We start from the raw sequence: 20,034 nt of genomic DNA, 5'->3' as shown, positions 1-20,034 counted from the left end.
TCTTAGCGATCCCTTTGCGCCTTTGCGTTCTAAAATCTACCCGAAGAACTCCGGGTTGAAGTTCATCAGGAAGGCTTCGTCGGTAGAACGGGTGAGAGCCGTGTAAAGCCAGCGCACAAACTCCTGATTCGACTGGCCTTCGGGCAGGTAACCCTGATCGATGAAGACCGCGCTCCACTGACCGCCCTGCGCTTTGTGGGTGGTGAGGGCATACGCAAATTTCACCTGCAAGGCACTCAGATACGGGTCGCGGCGGATGGCCTCGGACCGTTCTTTCTTGTTGGTGATATACATGTAATCCTGCGCTACGCTTTCATACAGAGCTTTGTTTTGCTCCTGCGTGAGCGAAGGGGCCGCCGAGTGCAGCGTATCGAGGATGATCTTGGCCTCAAAATCGGGCTGATCTTCGTAATCGACCATGTGCAGCGTCACGGTAGCAAACCGGAAGCCGTGCATCTCTTCCTGCCGCCGCACCTTCTGCACTTCCACAAACTCGCCGTTGGCCAGAAAGCCCGCCGGTGAGTCGTCGCCCAGAATGGTATAGTTGTTCCGGGCGATCATGAGCATGTCGCCTGCGTCGAGTTCGTCTTCGCACTGATCGATCACCCGCCGGATAAACTGATTGTACTGCACGGCCATCTTATTGGACCGGCACAGAATCGCCGTGTTTTCGCGACCGTATTTGTTGTAGGCGTACCGAACGCCGTCTTCCAGCTTGTTCAGCGGCATTTTGAACAGATCCCCAAATGGGTTCGTCACAATGCGGATCGACGTGGCGGGGGAGGGGGGCTTAGGTACGTCGTCGCTGAGTAAATGCTCAAACGAAACGGCCTTCGGCTCACCACCGCCGGGGTTCAGGATCTCATCGGAAAGCAACTTGCGCAATTCAGTGGCGTTATACAGAATGCCCGACTCCACGTCCTGCCGCATTACCTCGGTCAGCTCCTGTTCGTAGACAGTCATGTCAAACGCCCGCGCCAGAAACCCCCGATCGAGGGCGGGGCTGTAGTCGCGACCAACGGGCGGGAGCTGAGCCGTATCGCCCACGAGCATGAGCTTATTGCCTTTATTTTCAAAGACAAACGAGATCAGATCGCTCAGCAGGCCTTTGCCGCCAAACTCGGCTTCGTCGGAAATCATCGAGGCCTCATCGACGATAAAGAGCGTGTCTTCGTGGTAGTTTTTCTGCCGCTGAAACGCCAGCGTACCCGACCCCTGCTCGGCGACTTGCCGGTAAATTTTCCGGTGAATGGTCTGCGCCTGCTTCTTGGAATAATTACCCATCACTTTGGCCGCCCGGCCCGTGGGCGCCAGCAGCACCGACTTCATGCCAAAGCGGGGCAGCACTTTAATGAGCGTACTGATAAGGGTGGTTTTACCCGTACCGGCATACCCCCGCAGCAGAAAGCAATCACGATAATGCTCGAACTCCTGCGGAGTAATGAATCGGCCAATCTTGTCGAAGAAGGAAAGCTGCCCCGGGGTGGGTGCAAAAGGAAAGCGTTTTGCCAGCAGTTGCGCCGCTGTTTGCGTCTCATTCATATCCTCTAATTTACGCATTTTCGAGGAGAAAGTAATGCCCCGCGGATGACACGGATGGAGCGGATGAGCGTGGCTTTTTAGGTACGTGTATACTCAGATTAAGAGGATGTGGCAATCAGATCCGTTGACACGCAACGCTAGAAAATCCGCGCTCATCCACTCAATCTGTTTCATCTGCGTGCCATCCGTATTTGCGATTGCGTTGAAATTCACTTACTTTTTCCACTCCTTACATAAATGCTCCCTTACCATGAACATCCGGCAAATCCTTCAGCGTAAATCCATTAACACCATCTATTCAGTCGCGCCCGGCGAAACCGTTTACGAAGCGCTGCAACTCATGGCTGCCAAAAACATTGGTGCCGTTCTGGTTCTGGACGGCGGCGATCTGGTGGGTATTTTCTCGGAGCGCGATTATGCCCGGAAAGGTATTCTACAGGGACGGGCCTCGAAAGACACGCTCATCCGCGACGTCATGACGAGCAACCTCATCACCATTGCGCCCGAACAGTTATTGGAATCGGCCATGCTGACGATGTCGGAGAAACACATCCGTCACCTCCCTGTGCTGGAGGGCAATCGGCTGATCGGTATCATCTCGATCAACGACGTGGTCAATGCCATCATCCACGACCAGAAAGCCCGCATCAGCTCGCTCGAGAGCTACATCTCGGGAAGCTCTTACTAACCGGACGTCTGGAATATCCTGTTGATAGCAGTACATAAGTCTGGAGAGTCATACGGCTGTTGCTTCGTCGGGGCAACCTGTCCGTTGACTTTCCAGACTTATGTACTGACCCCGAATGACTTTCCTACCTTCTCTCGCTTATCTTTGCGCCTCTTTTTAACCAAACACTACCGTAATTGTGACAAACGTTCTGGACGTGCCTCGTCAGCAAGTAGTCAAATTATATGGCAACCGGCTGCGTACCCGCGTGTGTGGCCTATACCGAGAGGGCGACCGCCTGCTCATGGTACGCCACCGGGGTATTGGCCCAACGGATACCTTCTGGTGCCCACCGGGTGGCGGCGCGCAGTTTGGCGAAACGGCCACCGACGCCCTCAAGCGGGAGTTTATTGAGGAAACTGGCCTGCACGTGGCAGTTGGTGGCATGTTGTTTGTCAATGAGTTTCTGGCACCACCCTTGCATGCGCTCGAACTGTTCTTCGAGGTAGAAGCCATCGGGGGCAGCCTGAGCATGGGTATGGACCCCGAAATGGACGCCGAGGGGCAGATTATCTCGGAAGTGCGCCTAATGACGTTCGACGAGATTAAGGCGTACCCGCCCAACGAAGTACATACCCTGTTTGCCCGTTGCGAATCGCTCGACGATGTGTTTCGGCTGCGGGGATACCTGAATTAAGCTGGGGCAAGAATCCCTGATCCCACGGCCCGCAGACTACGTCAAAGACTACGTTATGATCGTTATGCCCACTTTATCACCAACGGTTTCGGTCCGCCCAGATGCCCTCACAGCCGGGCAGGCCGAAAAGTCGATTTTATGCCTCGACCTGGCCCCCCAACGGCTCCGGCTGACGCTACTCGACCCCCAGCGGCGGATGGTGTGGCTCGACGAATACGCGCAGCCGACCCTGCTGACCGAAGAGTCATTGCTGACTCAGCTGCCCGCGCTGTTTGGCGATCATCCGTTGTTGCATTATAGCCAGTTTCAGCAAATCCGGGTGGCGGTCAATGCATCGGCGTTCACGCTCATTCCGAACGAATTATACCGGAAAGAATACGCCAGCAACTACCTGACGCTCATGCGCGGCCATCAGCCCCCGCCCAACGAAATCGCGTCGGCATACGAACACAACGAAGGCTTTACGGTGGTGTTTGGTCTCGATCGGGCCATTACCGAGTTTGTGGGCGGGCAATATCCGTTGCAACCTATCACCTACGTGCATCAGGCCAGTACGCTCATTCGAGCCACACAGCCCATCGACCGGCAGCAGGCCGAGACGCAGAACCTGTTCCTGCATTTTGAGGAAGAATTTGCGTTTGTGCTCTTCCGCGAAGAACGCAAACTGCGCTACTGCAATCGATTTGGCTATAAGAACGTGCAGGATCTGGTCTATTACGTGCTCTACGTAGCCGATGAGCTTGGCGTTGACCCCGATTCGCTTAACGTGCTGGCATACGGCGAGATTACCCCCTTTGCTGAGGCCTACATCGCCCTGTCGCGGTTTCTGCCTAACCTGCACATCGGTATGCCGCCCACCGGCCTCAACCCCGCCCCTGACCTCGCCGACCTGCCCGAGCACCGTTACCTCGACCTGCAGGGACTGTGTTTGTTAAGCTAGAAAAGAAGTTCAAGGTTCAATGTCCAGGCGGCGGGCCGCTGCGGTCCAATGTATATTGCTGCAATCGCGTTGAACATTGAACATTGGCCATTGAACTGTTACTAAATGTCCCGTATTGCGCTTTTTCCCGGCTCGTTCGACCCCTTCACTAAAGGGCATGAAGATATCGTTCGCCGGGGCCTGTATCTCTTTGATGAGATCATCGTCGGCATTGGCCGCAACGCCAGTAAACAACGTTATTTCCAACTGGAGCAGATGATCGGCTGGATCGAGCAGACGTTTCAGGACGCCCCTCAGGTACGTGTCGTCGCTTACGACGACCTGACGGCCAACGTCGCCCGGCAGTTAGGAGCCCGTTTTCTGCTGCGGGGGCTACGCAACACCACCGATTTTGAGTACGAAAACGGCATTTCGCAGGTAAACCGCTTCGTCTACGAAGAAGTCGAAACGGTATTTCTGATTACCTCGCCGCACTTGGCCCCCATCAGCAGCAGCATCATCCGCGACCTGCACCGCTATGGCCAACCCGTCGATGCCTTCTTGCCCTATAAGCTGGCTGACTAATGTACAATGAATAATGAACAATGTACAATGTACAATGATCCTGGCAGCGGAATGCTGGCGCGAACCATTGTACATTGTTCATTATTCATTGTGCATTATACATTGTGCATCGTACATCATTCATTGTCTTTGAAAAAGCTCCCGTTGCGGGTCTCCAGAAAAGCCTGGAACGGAATCATTTCCTGCTTGAGAAAACCCTGTTGCGGCAGTTGCTCGTCGGCGACTAGCTCGACTACCGCCGCTACCGAACCGGCCGTGGTCCAGGAAATGGCCCGCCACGACTGCCCGTCGATCTGGCGGGGGTGATAGGCCCGGTAGAACTCCTCACGAGCCAGTTGGCCGTTGCGCCAGCCTTCCACCACGGCATAGACATACACCACGTCGTCCTGCACGGGCGGCTTGGCTTCGGTCAGGATTTGCTCGGTGAGTTCGCGCTGATTTTTCAGAATCAGTTCATACAGCAGAAAACGCATGAGCTTGCAATGGCCGGGGTAGCGGATCGTCTTGTAGTTGAGCGTATCGACCTGCCCTTCGTAGGTTTCGCACAACGTACCCAGCCCGCCCGACGTACTGAAGGCTTCAAACTCCTGCCCTTCGATGTTGATCAGTTCGATACCATCAAGGGCTGGTACCATCTTGCGCTGCCCGTTGGCGATCACCTCGCAGTCGTTGAGGTACTCGTTGATGACCCCCGCCGGTGACCAGGTGAATGAATAGCCCAACAGGCCGTTGGGATAGCGGGGCAAGGCCCCCACGCGCAGTTCGATGTCGCGCAGCCGGTCGAATCGCTGCGCCAGATCGGCGCCCACAATCCCGATGAGACCCGGAGCCAGTCCACACTGTGGGGCCATTACCCCTTTCGCGGTTTTGGCCATTTCCCGAATGGCATCGGTCGTGGGTACGTCCTCGGTCAGGTCGAAATAATGAATACCCAGTTGGTGCGCAACGCGGGCAATGGGCAGGTTCAGGTTGTATGGGAGGCACGAAACGACCCCGTTGGCCTCGCGGAGAGCGTCCTGTAGCGCATCTATATCCGTTACGTCGCCCTGCCGAACGGGGAAGGGTAGGGCGTAGGCGGGTGCCTGCCGGTCGAACCCGCTCACATTGAAACGCTTACTCAATAACAGGCCCACCAACGAGCCTACTTTACCTAAACCAACAACGACGATTGTCTTCATGAAAGGCAGGGAAAAGGTTGATGAATGGGGGCAAGATACACAAAAAGCCGCCCCAGACGGGACGGCTTTTTGTGTATCTATTAGCTCGAAATGGCGTTCAAGGTCTAAGATCCAACGTCTAAAGCCATTGCTTTCAATATTGAACTTTGGACCTTGAACTGTATTACTTACTTGGCCACCTGACCACGCAGTGCGCGCGGGATTTCGATGCTGGCTACGGGGTTCGACGCCTGCTCCAGCATTTCGATGCCGTCAACGGGGATCTGACCCACCCGAACTGACTTACCCAGGTCGAGGGTTGATACGTCTACGTCGATGTACTCAGGGATGCTGTCAACGGGGCCACGTACGCGCAGTTTGCGGATACGGGTTACCAGTTTACCACCTTTCTGTACACCGGGGGCATTACCCACCAGCCGAACCGGCACGGCTACTTTCACCGCCTTGTCTGACACTTGCAGGAAGTCGGCGTGAATCAGCGCGTCGCTAACGGGGTGGAACTGTGTTTCTTGCAAAATAGCGCGGTACTCAGCGCCTTCGATGTTCAGCGTAACGTCATAAACGTCGGGCGTGAACAACAACGGACGGAACAAAATAGCGGGGGCGTAGAAATGCACCTGCTGACCATTTCCATACAACACACAGGGTACATTACCCTCGGCGCGAATGGCTTGTGATTCCGTCCGGCCGAGATTCGCTCGTTGATACCCTACAATCTCGATTTTTTTCATAATTCGTAGTGCCGAACGTCCACGTTCAGCTTAAAAATGATACGGCCGGACGTGGACGTCCGGTGCTACTTAGTAGCGTATAAACAGGGAACTAATAGATTCGTGATCACGGATGCGGCCGATTGCTTTGGCAAACAGTTCGGCAACGGACAGCACCCGAATTTTGGGGTTGGGCTGGCTCAGTGGCAGCGTATCGGCTACGACCAGTTCCTCCAGCACTGAGTTAGCGATGTTCTCGTGCGCTTTACCCGACATAACCGGGTGCGTACAGATCGCCCGTACCGACTGAGCGCCTTTGTCGAGCAGGATTTGCGCGGCTTTGCAAAGCGTGCCGCCCGTGTCGATTAGGTCATCCACCAGCACCACGTTGGCCCCTTCCACGTCGCCGATCACCTGCATCGAGGCAATCTCATTGGCCCGCTTGCGGTGTTTGTCGCACAGCACGATTTCGGCGTTGAAGTGCTTGGCAAACGTGCGGGCGCGGTTGGCGCCACCCACGTCGGGCGAGGCGATGATGAGGTTTTCCAGACCCAGGCTACGGATGTAGGGCACAAACACCGACGTGCCTTCCAGATGATCGACGGGGAAATCGAAAAAGCCCTGAATCTGACCCGCATGCAGGTCAATCGTCATCAGCCGGTCGGCACCCGAAGCGGCCAGCATGTTGGCTACCAGTTTGGCAGCGATCGCCACGCGGGGTTTGTCTTTCCGGTCCTGCCGGGCGTAGCCAAAGTAGGGGATGACCACCGTCACATAGTGAGCCGAGGCCCGCCGTGCCGCGTCGACCATCAGGAGCAGTTCCATCAGGTTATCGCCCGGCGGCGGGGTCGACTGAATCAGGAACACGTCGCAGCCCCGCACCGACTCTTCAAACGAAGGCGACATTTCGCCATCGCTGAACCGCCGACAGGTGTAGCCACCCAGATCTTTCCCGTAATAGTGGGCAATCTTCTCGGCCAGGTACGTCGATTGACTGCCGGAAAAAATCTTGACGGGGTTGAACGATGCCATGGGGGTGCGCCTGAATTTTCCGCAAAAGTACGGTTTTCTGCGCAGGAAAGGAAGTGTTGGGATACAAAAGAATGGACGCAGGTATAAGAGATTACTCAGCTTACTACAAAAAGTGATCCGTCGTAAAGCCGATAACAAAAAAGAGGGCCAGTCTCTGGTTAGGATAGCTATGTAGATATATATTGCTAAAAGTGTACTAGCGAGGAGAAGGAATGTGAACTGTAACGATTAGCGCCCTGCCCAAAGTAGCCCATCATTTAGGCTTTAAAAACCATGATAATCCACCAAAATAAAATAGGTAAATGCGAGCCGGAAAGATAAGAAGCAGACATTCTATTCGATGGGTTGTCCTTGGTTGGGCAATGTATCTGTCGATGAGCGATTTATATGGGCAGCAGTACGAGAATGCTGTTTTCACATATACGAATCAGGATTCTAGTTCATATCTGACGTTTGCGTACTCACCTCCGAAACGAGTGGTAAAAGAGTCAGCAAATTTCACGGCACTCTTCTTTCTGAATGAGTTAAATGCTAAGGAACCCAAAGCTATTGAGGTTCCTCTACAACAGGAAAAAACGCATTGGGTGGGTCAGCTTTATCTTCCTAAAAAAGTAGTTAGTTTAATGGTTGTTGTTCAGGATAGCGCTGGTAACGTTGATTCAAATGGTGGGTTAGGGTACTATATGGCCCTTAAAGAAAACGACCGATTTCGTTCGGGTGCACGAGCGACCATTGCATATATGTATGCAGGTGCATGGGATGCAAAACTATATCGAATCGAGCAGCAACTCACCGTAGCCCGTCAGTTATACGAAGCAGAATTTGCTGATTACCCCGAAGTAAAAAGAAATTATTGTCGTTATTACTTGTCGACTATAAAGCAGAGTAACGGAGCTGAAATAGGAAAATTTAAACGAGAGTTGGCAGCATACGGTGCTTATAAAGATCTTTCAGAATGGGATTTATCAACGATAAGTAATTTATACAGAGCGATAAACGATACGGCAAATGCTAATTTATTTAATGGGCGGATTTTTAGTGAATTTTCTAAGGGCTGCTGGGCTACACAAATGAATTCGTTGCCTTTGCAAAAGGCGTTTTGGAAAACAGATAATTTTAACGAAAAAAAACGTATATACGACGAGTTTAAGGGGAAATTCAAGGATGCTGCTGATGAGGATACGAGGCGTTATCTGGAATTACGCAAAGGCATTACTATGCTCAGTCGATTACTGCCACATTACGAACAATACGACATGCAAGGGCAGTGGATGATTGATGTGAACGAACTGAGCGACGAATTTAAAGTGCCTACCTTAGCCTTTGGTGCCAGGTCGTTGAATGAGGCTGGCAAGCCCGAATTAGCAGAGCGCTACGCGAAACAAGCAGTAGACATGATGATAGACTACATGGGCAGGCCTACCAGAAAAATAACGGAGCGCCTATTCTATACAGACCGAGAAGTAGCTGATATACGCCAAGCGCTACTGGCCGATTACCTCCACATTTATGGTACAAGTTTGTACCGGCAAAATAAGCATAAGGAAGCTGTTGCTGTATTAGCCGAAGCAGCAATAACATACGGCAAGAGTCTGGATATAGCGAAGAACAGACTTTACTTGGAATGCTTGATAAAGCTGAAACGTTTTCAGGAGGCCGCTCAAGTTATGAAACAGTTCACCGCCTTAGGGAAAATTGACGCCCAAATGGCTGATATGATGAAAGAGTTGCCTATAGAGAAAGAAATTACTTACGATGCTGGCGAAATTATGAAAAACCATTATGCCAAGAAATTGAAAGCCTTACTAGTCGATGAGCAGATGCCAGCTTTGACATTGCGCGATGCTGCAGGTAATGAGGTTGCGCTCGATGCATTCAGGGGGAAACTGGTAATTGTCGATTGTTGGGCGTCTTGGTGCGCTCCCTGCCTTAGTGGGCTTGCTATTCTCCAACAGTTTACGGCTAACTATCGAGGTAAAGCTAATTTTGTTGTCGTCGGTATAAATACGCTTGAACGAACGAATGAAGCCAGAAAAAGGGCAGCAGGCATAGCCGAACGATTTACTTTCGTCAATTTGTTCGATGAAAAGTCAGTCCTTCCTTCGCTGACGAGGTTTTCGTCGTTGCCAACTCGACTTTTTATTGACAAAACGGGGCGGCTTCGGCTGAGGCAGTCAGGGCTGGAAGGAAATACTGATGAACAACTCGCGCAACTGGCAGCTATTGTTGATTTACTCGACTAATAGTCGCTTTCCGGTCAATCTTCCCCGTGGCGGTTTCGGCGAACGTACCTACGACCTGCCATGCCTTCGGGACGGCGTAGGGGCCAATACCTTGTCGGATCGCCTGTTGCACGGCCTGCCATTGATCGTCGGTCAACGACACACCTTCGCTGAACACCACAACCCGTTGCCCCAGTCGCTCATCGGGCAACCCCGCCACGAACAGGCGGGGAGCGAGGTGCCAATCGGCCAATTGTCGCGAGATAATTGCCTCGACGGCTTCGGGCTGCACTTTTACGCCGCCGGTGTTGATGATCGAGTCGGCGCGGCCCAGCAAGCGGAAACGTACCCCGCGTGGATTCGCCTGGCTATGGCTATCTGCCGGTAACAACTCAACTACGTCGTTGGTCTGTATGCGCTCGTGGTTGGTGGCGGCGGCGGTGATGTGCAGGCAACCCCGTTCGTCGGTGCCCACAAGCACACCGGGCAACACCGTAAACAACTCGCTGCGGTCGGGGCCGTTAAGCCGCCGGATAGCAATGTGCGACACGGTTTCGGTCATGCCATAGGTGCTGTACACGGGTGCGTCGATCACCTGCAACGCCTGCTCCAGGGCCGGGCTGGTGGCGGCTCCACCTACCAAAATTGCTTTCATGCCGTTGAGAATCGGTAACACCTTCGGTTGCCCCGACGTACCCACGTCAGCCAGCATGGTTTGTAATTGCAGCGGCACAAAGGCGGCAAAATCGAAGTGGGTCGTAGCGGGGTCGAACGTACCCAGCGGGTTGGCTGATGGGGCAACGAGGGTCAGGTCAAAGCCGAGTACTTCGCCCCGAACGAGCATCATCACCCCGGCAATGTAATCGGTATTGAGGCAAACCAGCGCCCGGTCGCCGGAGGCCAGCCCAAATGTCTGCCCGGTGAGGCGGGCGCTGGCTTCCATCTGCGAACGGGTCAGGCAAATAGGCTTGGGCGTACCCGTCGATCCCGAGGTTTTCAGGATAAATTGCTGCTCGCCCGATCGCCAGGTATTTATGAACAAATGATTAAGTGTCATAGTGACGAAAACTATTACTTTTACGCAATAACTACTTACGAAAAAAGTAGGTGCATATCCTATACCTTTACTTCACTAACAGCAAACTAACCCATTTGGTGAAATTTTTACCGTTTCTAAGTCTCCTGCTGATGGCACTGCCCGCGTTGTCTCAAAAGAAGAACGAGGCGTACCAGTATCACATTAAACGGACCAACATACCTGTTGTACTGGATGCGTCGCTCGACGATGCGGCCTGGCAGGACGCGCAACTCGCCTCTAACTTCTGGATGGTGTTGCCGATGGATACCAGCCGTAGCCGGTTGCGAACCGATGTGCGGATGACCTACGACGCTCAGCATATCTACCTGAGTGCCATTTGCTACTACGATAGCTCGCTGATCGCCCGCAATGCCCCCCCCTACATTGTCGAGTCGATGAGGCGGGACTGGAATTTTGGCCGAAACGACAATTTTCTCTGCTTCATTGACCCCTTTGATGACCAGACCAACGGCTTTGCGTTTGGGACAAATACGGTGGGGGCGCAGTGGGACGGCCTGATGTATGAAGGCGGTAAAGTCAACCTGAGCTGGGACAACAAGTGGGCGTCGGCGACGCGTAGCTACCCCGATCGGTACGTGATTGAAATGGCGATTCCGTTCAAGACGATCCGTTACAAGCAGGGCATCAGCCGTTGGGGCATCAATTTTAGCCGCAATGACCTGAACTCGACCGAAAAATCGGCCTGGGCCCCCGTTCCGCTTCAGTTCCCGACGGCTTCATTGGCCTACACAGGCGTATTGGTCTGGGATCAGCCGCCACCCTCGCCCGGCCCCAATATCTCGGTTATCCCTTACGCGCTGAGTAGCCTCAATGCCAACTACCAGGGCAACGTACCTACGGAAGCCAAATTCAATGCGGGGCTCGATGCGAAAGTGGCCGTTACGTCGTCGCTGAACCTCGACCTCACCGTGAACCCCGATTTCTCGCAGGTCGACGTCGATCAGCAGGTAACTAACCTCGATCGGTTCGAGTTGTTCTTTCCCGAACGGCGGCAGTTTTTTCTCGAAAACGGCGATCAGTTCACCAACTTCGGCTACGCCACCATCCGCCCGTTTTTTAGCCGACGGATTGGGCTGGGGGGCGTCCCGATCCGGTTTGGCGCGCGGCTCAGCGGCAAGCTCAACAAAGACTGGCGCTTTGGCCTGATGGATATGCAGACGGGAGCCGTGCCCAATTCGGGACCGGCGGGGGAGACACTGCCCGCCCAGAATTTTGCGGTGATGGCCCTGCAACGCCGCGTTTTTTCCCGCTCCAACATCGGGGTGTTGTTTGTCAACAAGCAGTCGATGAACTACAACCCGGTTGGCGACAGACCCCTGTACTCGGCTTACAACCGCAACCTGGGGTTCGAGTACAACCTGGCATCGACCAATAACCTCTGGACCGGGAAGCTGATGTACGTCAAGTCATTTAGCCCGGGCGTGGTAGGGCAGGATGCCGTGTTTGCGGGTAACCTGCAATACAGCAGCCGAAACTGGTTGCTCAATGGCCAATGGGAAACCGTGGGAGCCAATTACACGGCCGAGGCTGGGTACGTGCCGCGTCGGGGCTACAGCCGGGCTGTCGGCACCGCCAACTACTCGTTTTTCCCGACGGGTACGTCTATTCTGTCGCACGGGCCGCAATTATCGGGCTTCTATGTCGTCGACCCGGCTGGTCGTCGGAGCGACTACGAAGGAGTGCTGGGCTACCAGTTCGTCTTCCGGTCACGCAGTGCGTTTATGGCCTGGGCGGCTACCGATTACGTGCGGCTGCTACAACCCTTCGACCCCACCAATACGGGCCGCGAGACCCTGGGCACGGGTTCTGCCCACCGTTGGCAGGCGTGGGGAACTACATTCATCTCCAAGCCACAACAGCTGTTTACCTACGGTTTTTCGACACGCTACGGCGGTTACTACGCAGATGGCACCCGGCTGAACGTCACGGCCGACCTGGGTTACCGGTTTCAACCCTACGTGAGTCTGGCGGTCAACGTCAACTACAACGACATCCGCCTGCCCGCCCCCTGGAACGACACCAAATTCTGGCTCATCGGTCCGCGTTTCGACCTGACGATGACCAACACGCTCTACCTGACCACGTTTATCCAATACAATGAACAGCAGCGTAATATGAACGTGAATGCCCGTGTTCAATGGCGCTATAAACCGGCTTCCGATCTGTTTATCGTTTTTACGGATAACTACCTGCCTACCAGCGGCTTGCCCAACATGGATGCCGCAGGGCCATTTATTGTGAAAAACCGGGCTGTCGTCCTGAAATGGACCTACTGGTGGAATCTGTAAAAGTCAGTTTAGTAGTTTAGCGTTTTCAGTTTCCAATTGGCTATGACCTGGGCAAGCTTGGAGAGCCAACTGAAAACTGAAAACACACAAACTGAAAACTCAATTTTGCAGTTACCTTTTGCATGGAAGAGGCCAAAATCGTCAATCCGATCTCGCCTGATAAGGTGACCGATCGTCCGGGTTTGCTGGAATACGCACACACAGCGGGCGGGGCGGTCATCAGGCCGGAAGACAAAGGCAAAATCACGGGTCGGGCCGTAACGGCCATGCGCGAACAAACCGACCTGCAAATCGCGCAACTGTACAAACAAATGCAACTACTGGCCGAACAGGCCACTGCCATTCGTCACCGGGTCGAGGTTTCGGAGCGTATCTACAGCGCGCACATGAGCTTCGAGCCGATCGTTGGCCAGACCTATTACTTCTACCTCCGCAAAAACGGCACCGACGTGCTGTCGATGGTAGCACCGCACGAATGGGGCCGTAAGTTTCCCTTTGAACGTTGTGTTGCCACCGTCCGGATGCTGGCCGACCACACCTGGGACGTTACCTACCACGAAACACCAATGAGTGAATGAGTAGTTGAGTGAATGAGTGAAAAGCCTGTCGCTTGGTTTCACTCAATCACTCAATCACTCAATCGCTCATTCCATTTTATGAGCACCTATAACTGGACACCGATTCGCGACTACCGCGAGATCAAGTTTGAGTACTTCGAGGGCATAGCCAAGATCACCATCAACCGCCCTCACAAACGCAACGCCTTTACGCCCCTGACTGTCAGAGAGATGTCGGAGGCGATGGAGCTGGCCCGGCAAGACGAGCGCGTGGGTGTGGTGATCCTCACCGGCGAAGGTCCTGATGCCTTCTGTAGCGGGGGCGATCAGTCGGTACGTGGCCATGGTGGCTACATCGGCGAAGATGCCGTGCCCCGGCTCAACGTGCTGGATTTGCAGATGCAGATCCGGCGCATTCCAAAGCCGGTCATTGCTATGGTGGCGGGCTATGCCATCGGTGGTGGGCACGTGTTACACGTAGTCTGCGACATCAGCATCGCGGCTGACAACGCCCGTTTTGGCCAGACCGGTCCTAAAGTTGGGTCGTTCGACGGGGGCTTCGGGGCATCGTATCTGGCCCGCGTGGTTGGGCAGAAGAAGGCCCGCGAAATCTGGTTTTTGTGCGATCAGTACAATGCACAGGAAGCGCTGGACATGGGCTTGGTCAACAAAGTGGTTCCCCTGGAACAACTCGAAGACGAGACGATTGCGTGGTGCCGGAAGATACTCGAAAAGAGCCCGATTGCCCTGCGGATGCTGAAAGCCTCGTTCAATGCCGAGCTCGACGGTCAGGCGGGGATTCAGCAACTGGCCGGCGATGCGACGCTGTTGTACTACCTGTCGGAAGAAGCTAAGGAGGGTAAGAACGCTTTCCTCGAAAAGCGCAAGCCGGACTTCAGCCAGTTTCCTAAATTCCCATGAAAAAAGTTTAACGTTTGATGTCTCCTGTTTAAGGTTGGCTAACGCCAGAAATCAAGTGTAAACCAGCCTTAAACGGGAAACATCAAACATTAAACGCGCTACTATGATTGTTGACGTATTATGCATCGCGGCGCACCCCGACGATGTGGAGATGACCTGTGCAGGTACGGTGCTTTCGCTGGTCGATCAGGGAAAAACAGTTGCCGTGATCGACCTGACCAAGGGGGAGCTTGGCACCCGTGGTACGCCCGAAATCCGGTTGCAGGAAGCCGAAGAAGGCGCCCGGCTGATGCGGCTGTCGGCCCGGCACAATATGGGCTTCAAGGATGGATTCTTTCAAAACGATGAAGCCCACCAGAAAGCGCTCATTCCCTGGATTCGTCATTTTCAGCCCAAAATTGTGCTGACCAATGCCGTCGACGATCGCCACCCCGATCATGGGCGGGGGGCCGCGCTGGTAACCGAGGCCTGTTTCTACAGTGGCCTCCGCATGATTGAAACCACCGACCCGGAAACCGGCGAGGCGCAGGCTGCCCACCGGCCAACGTACCTGTACTCATTCATCCAGGATCGGTCGTTGGTGCCCGATTTTGTGGTCAACGTTACGCCGTATTGGGAGCAAAAACTGGCGTCGATCAAGGCGTACAAGAGTCAGTTTTTCAACCCCGACAGCACCGAGCCGCAGAGCTACATTTCGGGTGAGCCGTTTATGAAGTTTCTCGAATCGCGCCACCGCGAACATGGGCACATGATCAACGTCGAATTTGGCGAAGGCTTCATGAGCAAACGCATGCTGGGTGTCGACGATTTGTTTGCCCTGAAATAGGTGAGCGATTAGCCGACAGACACCTTACGTCGTTCAGGTACGTTCCTCCGCGTCAGTGACCGGCCAATACCCGGGTGCTGATGCGGCTGTAGGGTGGTAGATCGACGCCTTTGCGGCTACGGAGGGCTGTGCGGGTTTGCCACGGGTAGTTGAACACCAGGTGATTCTGCGCCCCACTGACCAGACTCACCCGAACCCGCAACGTCGTATTACCGTCGGTCCAGCGTAAATCGCTGGTGTCGGGCGTCAACGTTATGCGTTCCTGCCGAACAAGTTTGCCTGACTGCTCGACCGCCCGGATGAGATCGAGCGAAGAGAGCGCTGCCATCGGCTCCGAAAAACGAACCATCAGGGTCGCCACCGTATCCGCGATGGTCTGTTTATCGAGGTTGCAATCAATGATTTGCGGCTGACTCAGCGTCGAATCCAGCGCGCCAATCCGTTGAATGAACGCCGGATAAAGCTCCTTGAGCGTCTGGCCCGGCCGCCGGGCGTTGTATAGCTGAATCAACTCACGACTGAAGACCGAACTGGCAAAAAAGCCGCGCGTTTCGTTTTGCAGCGCCCAGTCCTGGCTTACAGCAGCGGCCACGTCGGGAAAGTGGGTTTGCAGGTAGAGGTCATGCACAGCCCAGGTCATGTACTCGTTAAACACCCCGGCGCTATCCCGGTCGTATCCGCTGCCCTTGTCCCATCGGCTGGCGGTGAAATTGGTCCTCAACAAGGATCGGTACTGCGCAGTGATGGGGTTGACGAAGGCGTGATCCAGTTCCGTAAACAGCATATGCGTGCCCGATGCGACCTCAGCCCGCGTGGCGTTGTTGACGGCCCGGCCATTGAGCAAAAAGTCGGGAAGGGAGATGAAATCGGTTCCCACGTCCGCTACGGTGCGGTGGCAGTTCATACGCCCGACCAACGGCGAGAGCACGATGGCGTAGGCCGCTAATTCCTCCCGTTTTCCCAGTTCGTTTTCCAGAAAACCCCGCATTTCATCATAGCATTGCGAGGCCAGGTACGCCGTTGCCAGTTGCTGGTAATAGGGGAGGTGCGCCCGATAAAATTGGCGGAAGCCGGTTGTTCCGACAAAGTCTTCAATCAGGCTCAGGTGCTCCTCAAACGGATTAAAACCCGTGTTGGTCCGAAAATCGACGGTCCTGACCAGGCGGTTATTGGCCTTGAAGCTGAAGGCATAGGCGTCCGTTCGGAAGCTCAGGTAGCTTTCCCATTGTTCGCGCGAATAATTTACGGCGGTCAGCAACGGGTGACGGGCATACGGGTCGAAGTGCGCCCGAACGGCTTTGTAATAGGCCGATTGCTTGGCTACTTCCCAGGGGTCGGTTTTGCCGTAGTTGGTCAGGGCCAAAATGATGTTAGCCAGCTCGTAGGTTTCCGATAACCGGACCGGATTGGGACTAGTCTGAGCGGTAGCCCGAGAGCCGAAACCGACCCAAAGGAGCATAGCGGTAGCTACTGACAGGCGCGTCAGGATAAGGGTTTTCATCTGTGTTGTTTGTTGCTTAGGAAAGGTTCAGGGCTTGCCTGATGGCGTCTTTTTTGCCTCGTGAAATCGGGATTTCGGCACCGTCGGTCAGAAGCAGGAAGTCGCCAAACTCTTTTTTCCAGCTCCTGATCCACTTTCGGTTGACGAGATGCGACTGATGGCAGCGCAAAAAACCATACGCTTTCAGCGAAGCCTCGTATTCATAAATAGGCTTGCACACCAGCAGGGCTTCGCCATCGCTCAAGAAAAAAGTCGTGTAGTTGTTGGACGATTCACAACGGATAATGTCGCTCACGTTGACCAGCCGGGTTTCTTTCGCCGTAGCGAGGGCCATACGCGGTGCCTCGTTGGTCTGTTGTGCCTTCAGCAGTTGCATCAGGTGCGCCAACTGTTCGTTCTGTACTTTCAGCCGGCGTTGCTTTACGGCCCGGTCTACGGCCGACTGCAACTCACCGATGTCGATGGGTTTCAGTAGGTAATCGACCGCAGCGAACCGCATGGCCTGAATGGCGTACTGATCGTAGGCCGTGACAATGATCAGCTCAAAGTCGTAGGTCGGCAGGCTACGCAGCAGATCGAAGCCCGTTTGACCCGGCATTTGAATATCCAGAAAAACCAGGTCGGGCTGATGCTGATACAATAAGTCCTTCCCGGCTTCTGCGTTCAGAGCGGTGGCGCACACGGTTACCTGCGGGCAGTAGCGCTGAAGCAACGCCTGTAGATTGTCCAGATTGGGCTGTTCGTCGTCGATCAGGATGGCTTTCATGCAAACCAGTGGTTAAAACGGAGCGTCAGGGTTGTGCCCGCAGGTGAGTTGGCCGCTATATCGAGCGTAATCGGCTGTTCCCGGTTCAATTCGGTCAAGAGCTTGATGCGGTCGCGGGTGAGTTTCAGACCAAAGCCGCCCGTTGGGGCATCGGCCCGAAAACCGTTTCCGTTATCGCTAATCTGAACCAGCATCGTGTCGTTTATACGGTCGAAACGTACCTGAATCCGGCCAGCCTCGCCCAGAGCCGACACTCCGTGCTTGACCGCATTTTCGACCAGCGGCTGCAACAACAGGGCGGGAATGCTGCTTTCGTAGGGATTGATCGAATCGGCCAGCGTAATCTCATACTGAAACCCGAATCGAAGCTGTTCCAGCTTCAGGTACGTATCCAGTGTCTGGCGTTCTTCGTGAAGCGAAATCTCGTCTTTGTTGTTGTTGGCCAGCGACTCACGCAGCAGTCGCGCAAAATCAGACAGGTAGTTGTTGGCCCCCTGAATATCCTGTTTGTTGATAAGCCCCTGAATCGAATTCAGCGCGTTGAACACAAAATGGGGATTCAGTTGCGCGTAAATGGCTTTTAGCTCAAGTTGCAGCTTCGTCTTTTTGGCCAGTTCTGCCCGGCTTTTCTGTTTCTGCTGAACATAAAGCAACAGAAAAAGCAAGGCTCCCAGGCAGGCGGCAACCACGATGCCCATCATGATCTTAAAGCCATAAGACTGATACCAGGCTGGCTCGACCACGAACGGATAACTGGTTACGTGTAGCGGCTGAGCCGTGTAGCGGATGTTTAGCTGATACGTACCCGGCGCGTAGTCTCTGAGCCAGACAAAGCTGTTGTCGTACTCGTTGTTCTGCCAGGGAATCACAACCTCATCATCCCGAATGAGCTCATACTGAACTTGTTCCTTATGGTAAATCGCCGCATTCAGCACCAGTACCAGATTGGTGTTGGTCGAGGGTAGCGTGAGTGGCTCACCGGGTTGCTGAAGGGGTGACCGCCTGGTTTCCCTGGCCCAGGGATACTGGAGCTTTTTCAGGAAATCGTTCAGGTTGTCAGACGTATAAACGCTACTAATCGAGGGTTTTATCGCGACCCAGGCAATGAGCGACGACGCGATGATCTGCCCGGAACCGACGTTGCGGACATCCACAATCAGCGTGTGCTGAAGTGGCGCTTTAAAGCCACCCAGATACCCCATCTGGGGTAAGCCGGCCCGTTGGTTAAGTGTGTCTTCTGTAAACCGGTCGATCTGTTGCCAGGGTACGACAACGCGGTTTGTTGGGTAGTCAATCACCCGAAACTGATAGGCAGCGGCATTTTTAGGCGTGACGCCGTGCAGAAAAAACTGGGCACGGGCCGTATCGAACGTCGTGCGGGTCACCAGATGGGCAGGACGTACCTGTCGGAATGACGAATCGTTGACCAGTTTGTCCAGCTGTGGGCATGTTTCGTGCAGCGTCCAGAAGGAGTTGTTATTCATCGGAATCGCCAGTATGAGAGCGACGGTAGCTGGGTTATCCGTTGCCCCGTCCAGGAAGCTTTGGGAATAAGCACTCCAGTCGATCTGCCCGCAAGCAGGCTGGGTCAGCCAAAGAAGTAAAAGCAGTAGTGCGATCTTTTTCATGCCGTAGCAAAACAACAGCAAAGGTGGGCAGCACTTTTCAGACCCGACTTGCCACTGTGAATTTGGTAGGCCCGGCTGTGAAACTGGCGTACGATTCGGAGCGGCTTTTCGACGGTTCATGTGGCTCTTTCGCTCGTTGGCTGGTAAGAGAAATCCTTCTCAACGGCCTGGGTCATACGTTTGCAAGGTCTTCTCAACGACTCAAACAACCAGATCACAATGAACTGTAGACGAGGCCACCGGGACCTGTATTAGCCTAGGTGTTATTGCCCTGCTTTCAGGCTGTTCGCCCGAACCGGCGCCGATAACCGAACAGCCCGGGCAAGAGGTAACGCCTCCTGACAATGGTACTGTAATCGCACCCGGTAATGACATAGGTACTTCGTTGCGCACAGCAACGCTCCACTGGGGACCGCTCGACCTTCAGGAATGGACACACGATGCCGCCGGGCAATGGATCCGATACGTTAGCCAGTGGACTTGGGTAGAGAATAGCGCGCAGGTACGTCGGCTGACCTACGATTTCATATACGGGCAGGATGGTCGAATAGAACGGCTAAACAGGAGCGAGGGCAACCGACTGGTTAGTTACGTGGAATACTGTTACGCGCAAACGCAACTGACCATGTGTAACGAGTACTCGGCCACAGGTACGTTGTTGGCCAATTACCGTTATGAGTTTGATGATAGGCGATTGCGCGAACAGACCGAAACTCACCTTGTACATTCACCCCGCCAGGTACGTAAGCTTTTTACGTACGACGCCAAGGCTAATCTGACGGAAATCAGTGAGTCGGTTCGGATGGAGGGCGCCAACACGTTTATCCCGACCACACGGCTCTAGTATGATCAATATGACAACCACCCGGCCCTGCCGACGCAATCGCTCGAAACGT

Annotated in this window: 18 protein-coding genes; 10 read left to right on the top strand and 8 right to left on the bottom strand. The window is 54.2% G+C overall.

All coding sequences use genetic code 11. From position 1 onward, the window contains the following. Positions 1–36: 36 nt before the first annotated feature. The gene (locus ACAW74_RS02375) at positions 37–1,542 is read right to left on the bottom strand and encodes an ATP-dependent DNA helicase (protein WP_370697215.1); all 1,506 of its coding nucleotides are present in this window, start codon (positions 1,540–1,542) and stop codon (positions 37–39) included. Positions 1,543–1,792: 250 nt separating this feature from the next. Between ACAW74_RS02375 and ACAW74_RS02370 the strand changes: the two genes are divergently transcribed. From ACAW74_RS02370 to coaD, 4 genes are all read left to right on the top strand, one after another. Next, positions 1,793–2,230, top strand: a complete 438-nt coding sequence (locus tag ACAW74_RS02370; protein ID WP_370696584.1) for a CBS domain-containing protein — start codon at positions 1,793–1,795, stop codon at positions 2,228–2,230. 178 nt (positions 2,231–2,408) lie between these two features. Beyond that, on the top strand, positions 2,409–2,906 hold the full coding sequence (locus tag ACAW74_RS02365; RefSeq protein ID WP_370696583.1) for an NUDIX domain-containing protein: 498 nt from the start codon (positions 2,409–2,411) through the stop codon (positions 2,904–2,906). A 64-nt stretch (positions 2,907–2,970) separates the two neighbouring features. Next, on the top strand, positions 2,971–3,846 hold the full coding sequence (locus ACAW74_RS02360) for a DUF3822 family protein (protein ID WP_370696582.1): 876 nt from the start codon (positions 2,971–2,973) through the stop codon (positions 3,844–3,846). Positions 3,847–3,951: 105 nt separating this feature from the next. Then, complete coding sequence (gene coaD / locus ACAW74_RS02355; protein ID WP_370696581.1) at positions 3,952–4,410, top strand: pantetheine-phosphate adenylyltransferase; 459 nt, start codon at positions 3,952–3,954, stop codon at positions 4,408–4,410. 116 nt (positions 4,411–4,526) lie between these two features. Here coaD and ACAW74_RS02350 read toward each other — a convergent pair whose 3' ends face one another. The 3 genes from ACAW74_RS02350 to ACAW74_RS02340 form a co-directional block, all read right to left on the bottom strand. Further along, positions 4,527–5,588 (bottom strand): saccharopine dehydrogenase family protein, encoded by a 1,062-nt coding sequence (locus ACAW74_RS02350; RefSeq protein WP_370696580.1) that lies wholly within the window; start codon positions 5,586–5,588, stop codon positions 4,527–4,529. A 167-nt stretch (positions 5,589–5,755) separates the two neighbouring features. Continuing rightward, complete coding sequence (locus ACAW74_RS02345) at positions 5,756–6,319, bottom strand: 50S ribosomal protein L25/general stress protein Ctc (protein WP_370696579.1); 564 nt, start codon at positions 6,317–6,319, stop codon at positions 5,756–5,758. A gap of 69 nt (positions 6,320–6,388) precedes the next feature. Beyond that, positions 6,389–7,330, bottom strand: coding sequence for a ribose-phosphate pyrophosphokinase (locus ACAW74_RS02340; protein WP_370696578.1), 942 nt, complete (start codon positions 7,328–7,330; stop codon positions 6,389–6,391). A gap of 302 nt (positions 7,331–7,632) precedes the next feature. Here ACAW74_RS02340 and ACAW74_RS02335 point away from each other — a divergent pair, with 302 nt between their 5' ends. Next, complete coding sequence (locus tag ACAW74_RS02335) at positions 7,633–9,573, top strand: TlpA family protein disulfide reductase (protein ID WP_370696577.1); 1,941 nt, start codon at positions 7,633–7,635, stop codon at positions 9,571–9,573. Here the strand turns inward: ACAW74_RS02335 and ACAW74_RS02330 are convergent. Next, positions 9,551–10,609, bottom strand: coding sequence for an AMP-binding protein (locus ACAW74_RS02330; RefSeq protein ID WP_370696576.1), 1,059 nt, complete (start codon positions 10,607–10,609; stop codon positions 9,551–9,553). The two genes, ACAW74_RS02335 and ACAW74_RS02330, sit on opposite strands and share 23 nt — an antisense overlap. Positions 10,610–10,740: 131 nt before the next feature. Between ACAW74_RS02330 and ACAW74_RS02325 the strand changes: the two genes are divergently transcribed. The 4 genes from ACAW74_RS02325 to bshB1 all read left to right on the top strand — a co-directional run bounded on the left by ACAW74_RS02325 (position 10,741) and on the right by bshB1 (position 15,243). Further along, positions 10,741–12,939 (top strand): carbohydrate binding family 9 domain-containing protein, encoded by a 2,199-nt coding sequence (locus tag ACAW74_RS02325; RefSeq protein ID WP_370696575.1) that lies wholly within the window; start codon positions 10,741–10,743, stop codon positions 12,937–12,939. 122 nt (positions 12,940–13,061) lie between these two features. Beyond that, on the top strand, positions 13,062–13,517 hold the full coding sequence (locus ACAW74_RS02320) for a DUF2452 domain-containing protein (RefSeq protein WP_015331945.1): 456 nt from the start codon (positions 13,062–13,064) through the stop codon (positions 13,515–13,517). A gap of 78 nt (positions 13,518–13,595) precedes the next feature. Next, a complete protein-coding gene (menB, locus tag ACAW74_RS02315) occupies positions 13,596–14,417 on the top strand; it encodes a 1,4-dihydroxy-2-naphthoyl-CoA synthase (protein ID WP_370696574.1) in 822 nt (273 codons plus the stop codon). Between the two features lie 103 nt (positions 14,418–14,520). Then, positions 14,521–15,243, top strand: coding sequence for a bacillithiol biosynthesis deacetylase BshB1 (gene bshB1, locus ACAW74_RS02310; RefSeq protein WP_370696573.1), 723 nt, complete (start codon positions 14,521–14,523; stop codon positions 15,241–15,243). A 52-nt stretch (positions 15,244–15,295) separates the two neighbouring features. Here bshB1 and ACAW74_RS02305 read toward each other — a convergent pair whose 3' ends face one another. Genes ACAW74_RS02305 through ACAW74_RS02295 form a run of 3 tightly spaced genes read right to left on the bottom strand, consistent with a single transcriptional unit; the run spans position 15,296 to position 19,138 of the window. Further along, positions 15,296–16,744 carry a DUF4932 domain-containing protein gene (locus ACAW74_RS02305; RefSeq protein ID WP_370696572.1) on the bottom strand — a complete coding sequence of 483 codons (1,449 nt, stop codon included), beginning with the start codon at positions 16,742–16,744 and terminating at the stop codon, positions 15,296–15,298. Positions 16,745–16,760: 16 nt separating this feature from the next. After that, on the bottom strand, positions 16,761–17,510 hold the full coding sequence (locus ACAW74_RS02300) for a LytR/AlgR family response regulator transcription factor (protein ID WP_370696571.1): 750 nt from the start codon (positions 17,508–17,510) through the stop codon (positions 16,761–16,763). Further along, the gene (locus tag ACAW74_RS02295) at positions 17,507–19,138 is read right to left on the bottom strand and encodes a sensor histidine kinase (RefSeq protein ID WP_370696570.1); all 1,632 of its coding nucleotides are present in this window, start codon (positions 19,136–19,138) and stop codon (positions 17,507–17,509) included. Before ACAW74_RS02295 ends, ACAW74_RS02300 begins: the two co-directional genes overlap by 4 nt. A 385-nt stretch (positions 19,139–19,523) precedes the next feature. Between ACAW74_RS02295 and ACAW74_RS02290 the strand changes: the two genes are divergently transcribed. Beyond that, positions 19,524–19,982 (top strand): hypothetical protein, encoded by a 459-nt coding sequence (locus ACAW74_RS02290; protein WP_370696569.1) that lies wholly within the window; start codon positions 19,524–19,526, stop codon positions 19,980–19,982. Positions 19,983–20,034 lie beyond the last annotated feature (52 nt).

This window comes from Fibrella musci (genome assembly GCF_041321105.1).
Classification (GTDB): Bacteria; Bacteroidota; Bacteroidia; order Cytophagales; family Spirosomataceae; genus Fibrella; species Fibrella musci.
The sequence above is the reverse complement of the archived record's forward strand: the minus strand, read 5'-3'. Positions and strand labels throughout refer to the sequence as shown.

What these genes read in the sequence shown, in the direction of transcription:
- ACAW74_RS02325 (WP_370696575.1), top strand. Translation starts at nt 10,741, where the DNA reads ATGGCACTGCCCGCGTTGTCTCAAAAGAAGAACGAGGCGTACCAGTAT.
- ACAW74_RS02375 (WP_370697215.1), bottom strand. Translation starts at nt 1,542, where the DNA reads ATGAATGAGACGCAAACAGCGGCGCAACTGCTGGCAAAACGCTTTCCT.
- bshB1 (WP_370696573.1), top strand. Translation starts at nt 14,521, where the DNA reads ATGATTGTTGACGTATTATGCATCGCGGCGCACCCCGACGATGTGGAG.
- ACAW74_RS02300 (WP_370696571.1), bottom strand. Translation starts at nt 17,510, where the DNA reads ATGAAAGCCATCCTGATCGACGACGAACAGCCCAATCTGGACAATCTA.
- coaD (WP_370696581.1), top strand. Translation starts at nt 3,952, where the DNA reads ATGTCCCGTATTGCGCTTTTTCCCGGCTCGTTCGACCCCTTCACTAAA.
- ACAW74_RS02340 (WP_370696578.1), bottom strand. Translation starts at nt 7,330, where the DNA reads ATGGCATCGTTCAACCCCGTCAAGATTTTTTCCGGCAGTCAATCGACG.
- ACAW74_RS02360 (WP_370696582.1), top strand. Translation starts at nt 2,971, where the DNA reads ATGCCCACTTTATCACCAACGGTTTCGGTCCGCCCAGATGCCCTCACA.
- ACAW74_RS02295 (WP_370696570.1), bottom strand. Translation starts at nt 19,138, where the DNA reads ATGAAAAAGATCGCACTACTGCTTTTACTTCTTTGGCTGACCCAGCCT.
- ACAW74_RS02335 (WP_370696577.1), top strand. Translation starts at nt 7,633, where the DNA reads ATGCGAGCCGGAAAGATAAGAAGCAGACATTCTATTCGATGGGTTGTC.
- ACAW74_RS02350 (WP_370696580.1), bottom strand. Translation starts at nt 5,588, where the DNA reads ATGAAGACAATCGTCGTTGTTGGTTTAGGTAAAGTAGGCTCGTTGGTG.
- ACAW74_RS02345 (WP_370696579.1), bottom strand. Translation starts at nt 6,319, where the DNA reads ATGAAAAAAATCGAGATTGTAGGGTATCAACGAGCGAATCTCGGCCGG.
- menB (WP_370696574.1), top strand. Translation starts at nt 13,596, where the DNA reads ATGAGCACCTATAACTGGACACCGATTCGCGACTACCGCGAGATCAAG.
- ACAW74_RS02320 (WP_015331945.1), top strand. Translation starts at nt 13,062, where the DNA reads ATGGAAGAGGCCAAAATCGTCAATCCGATCTCGCCTGATAAGGTGACC.
- ACAW74_RS02370 (WP_370696584.1), top strand. Translation starts at nt 1,793, where the DNA reads ATGAACATCCGGCAAATCCTTCAGCGTAAATCCATTAACACCATCTAT.
- ACAW74_RS02305 (WP_370696572.1), bottom strand. Translation starts at nt 16,744, where the DNA reads ATGAAAACCCTTATCCTGACGCGCCTGTCAGTAGCTACCGCTATGCTC.
- ACAW74_RS02330 (WP_370696576.1), bottom strand. Translation starts at nt 10,609, where the DNA reads ATGACACTTAATCATTTGTTCATAAATACCTGGCGATCGGGCGAGCAG.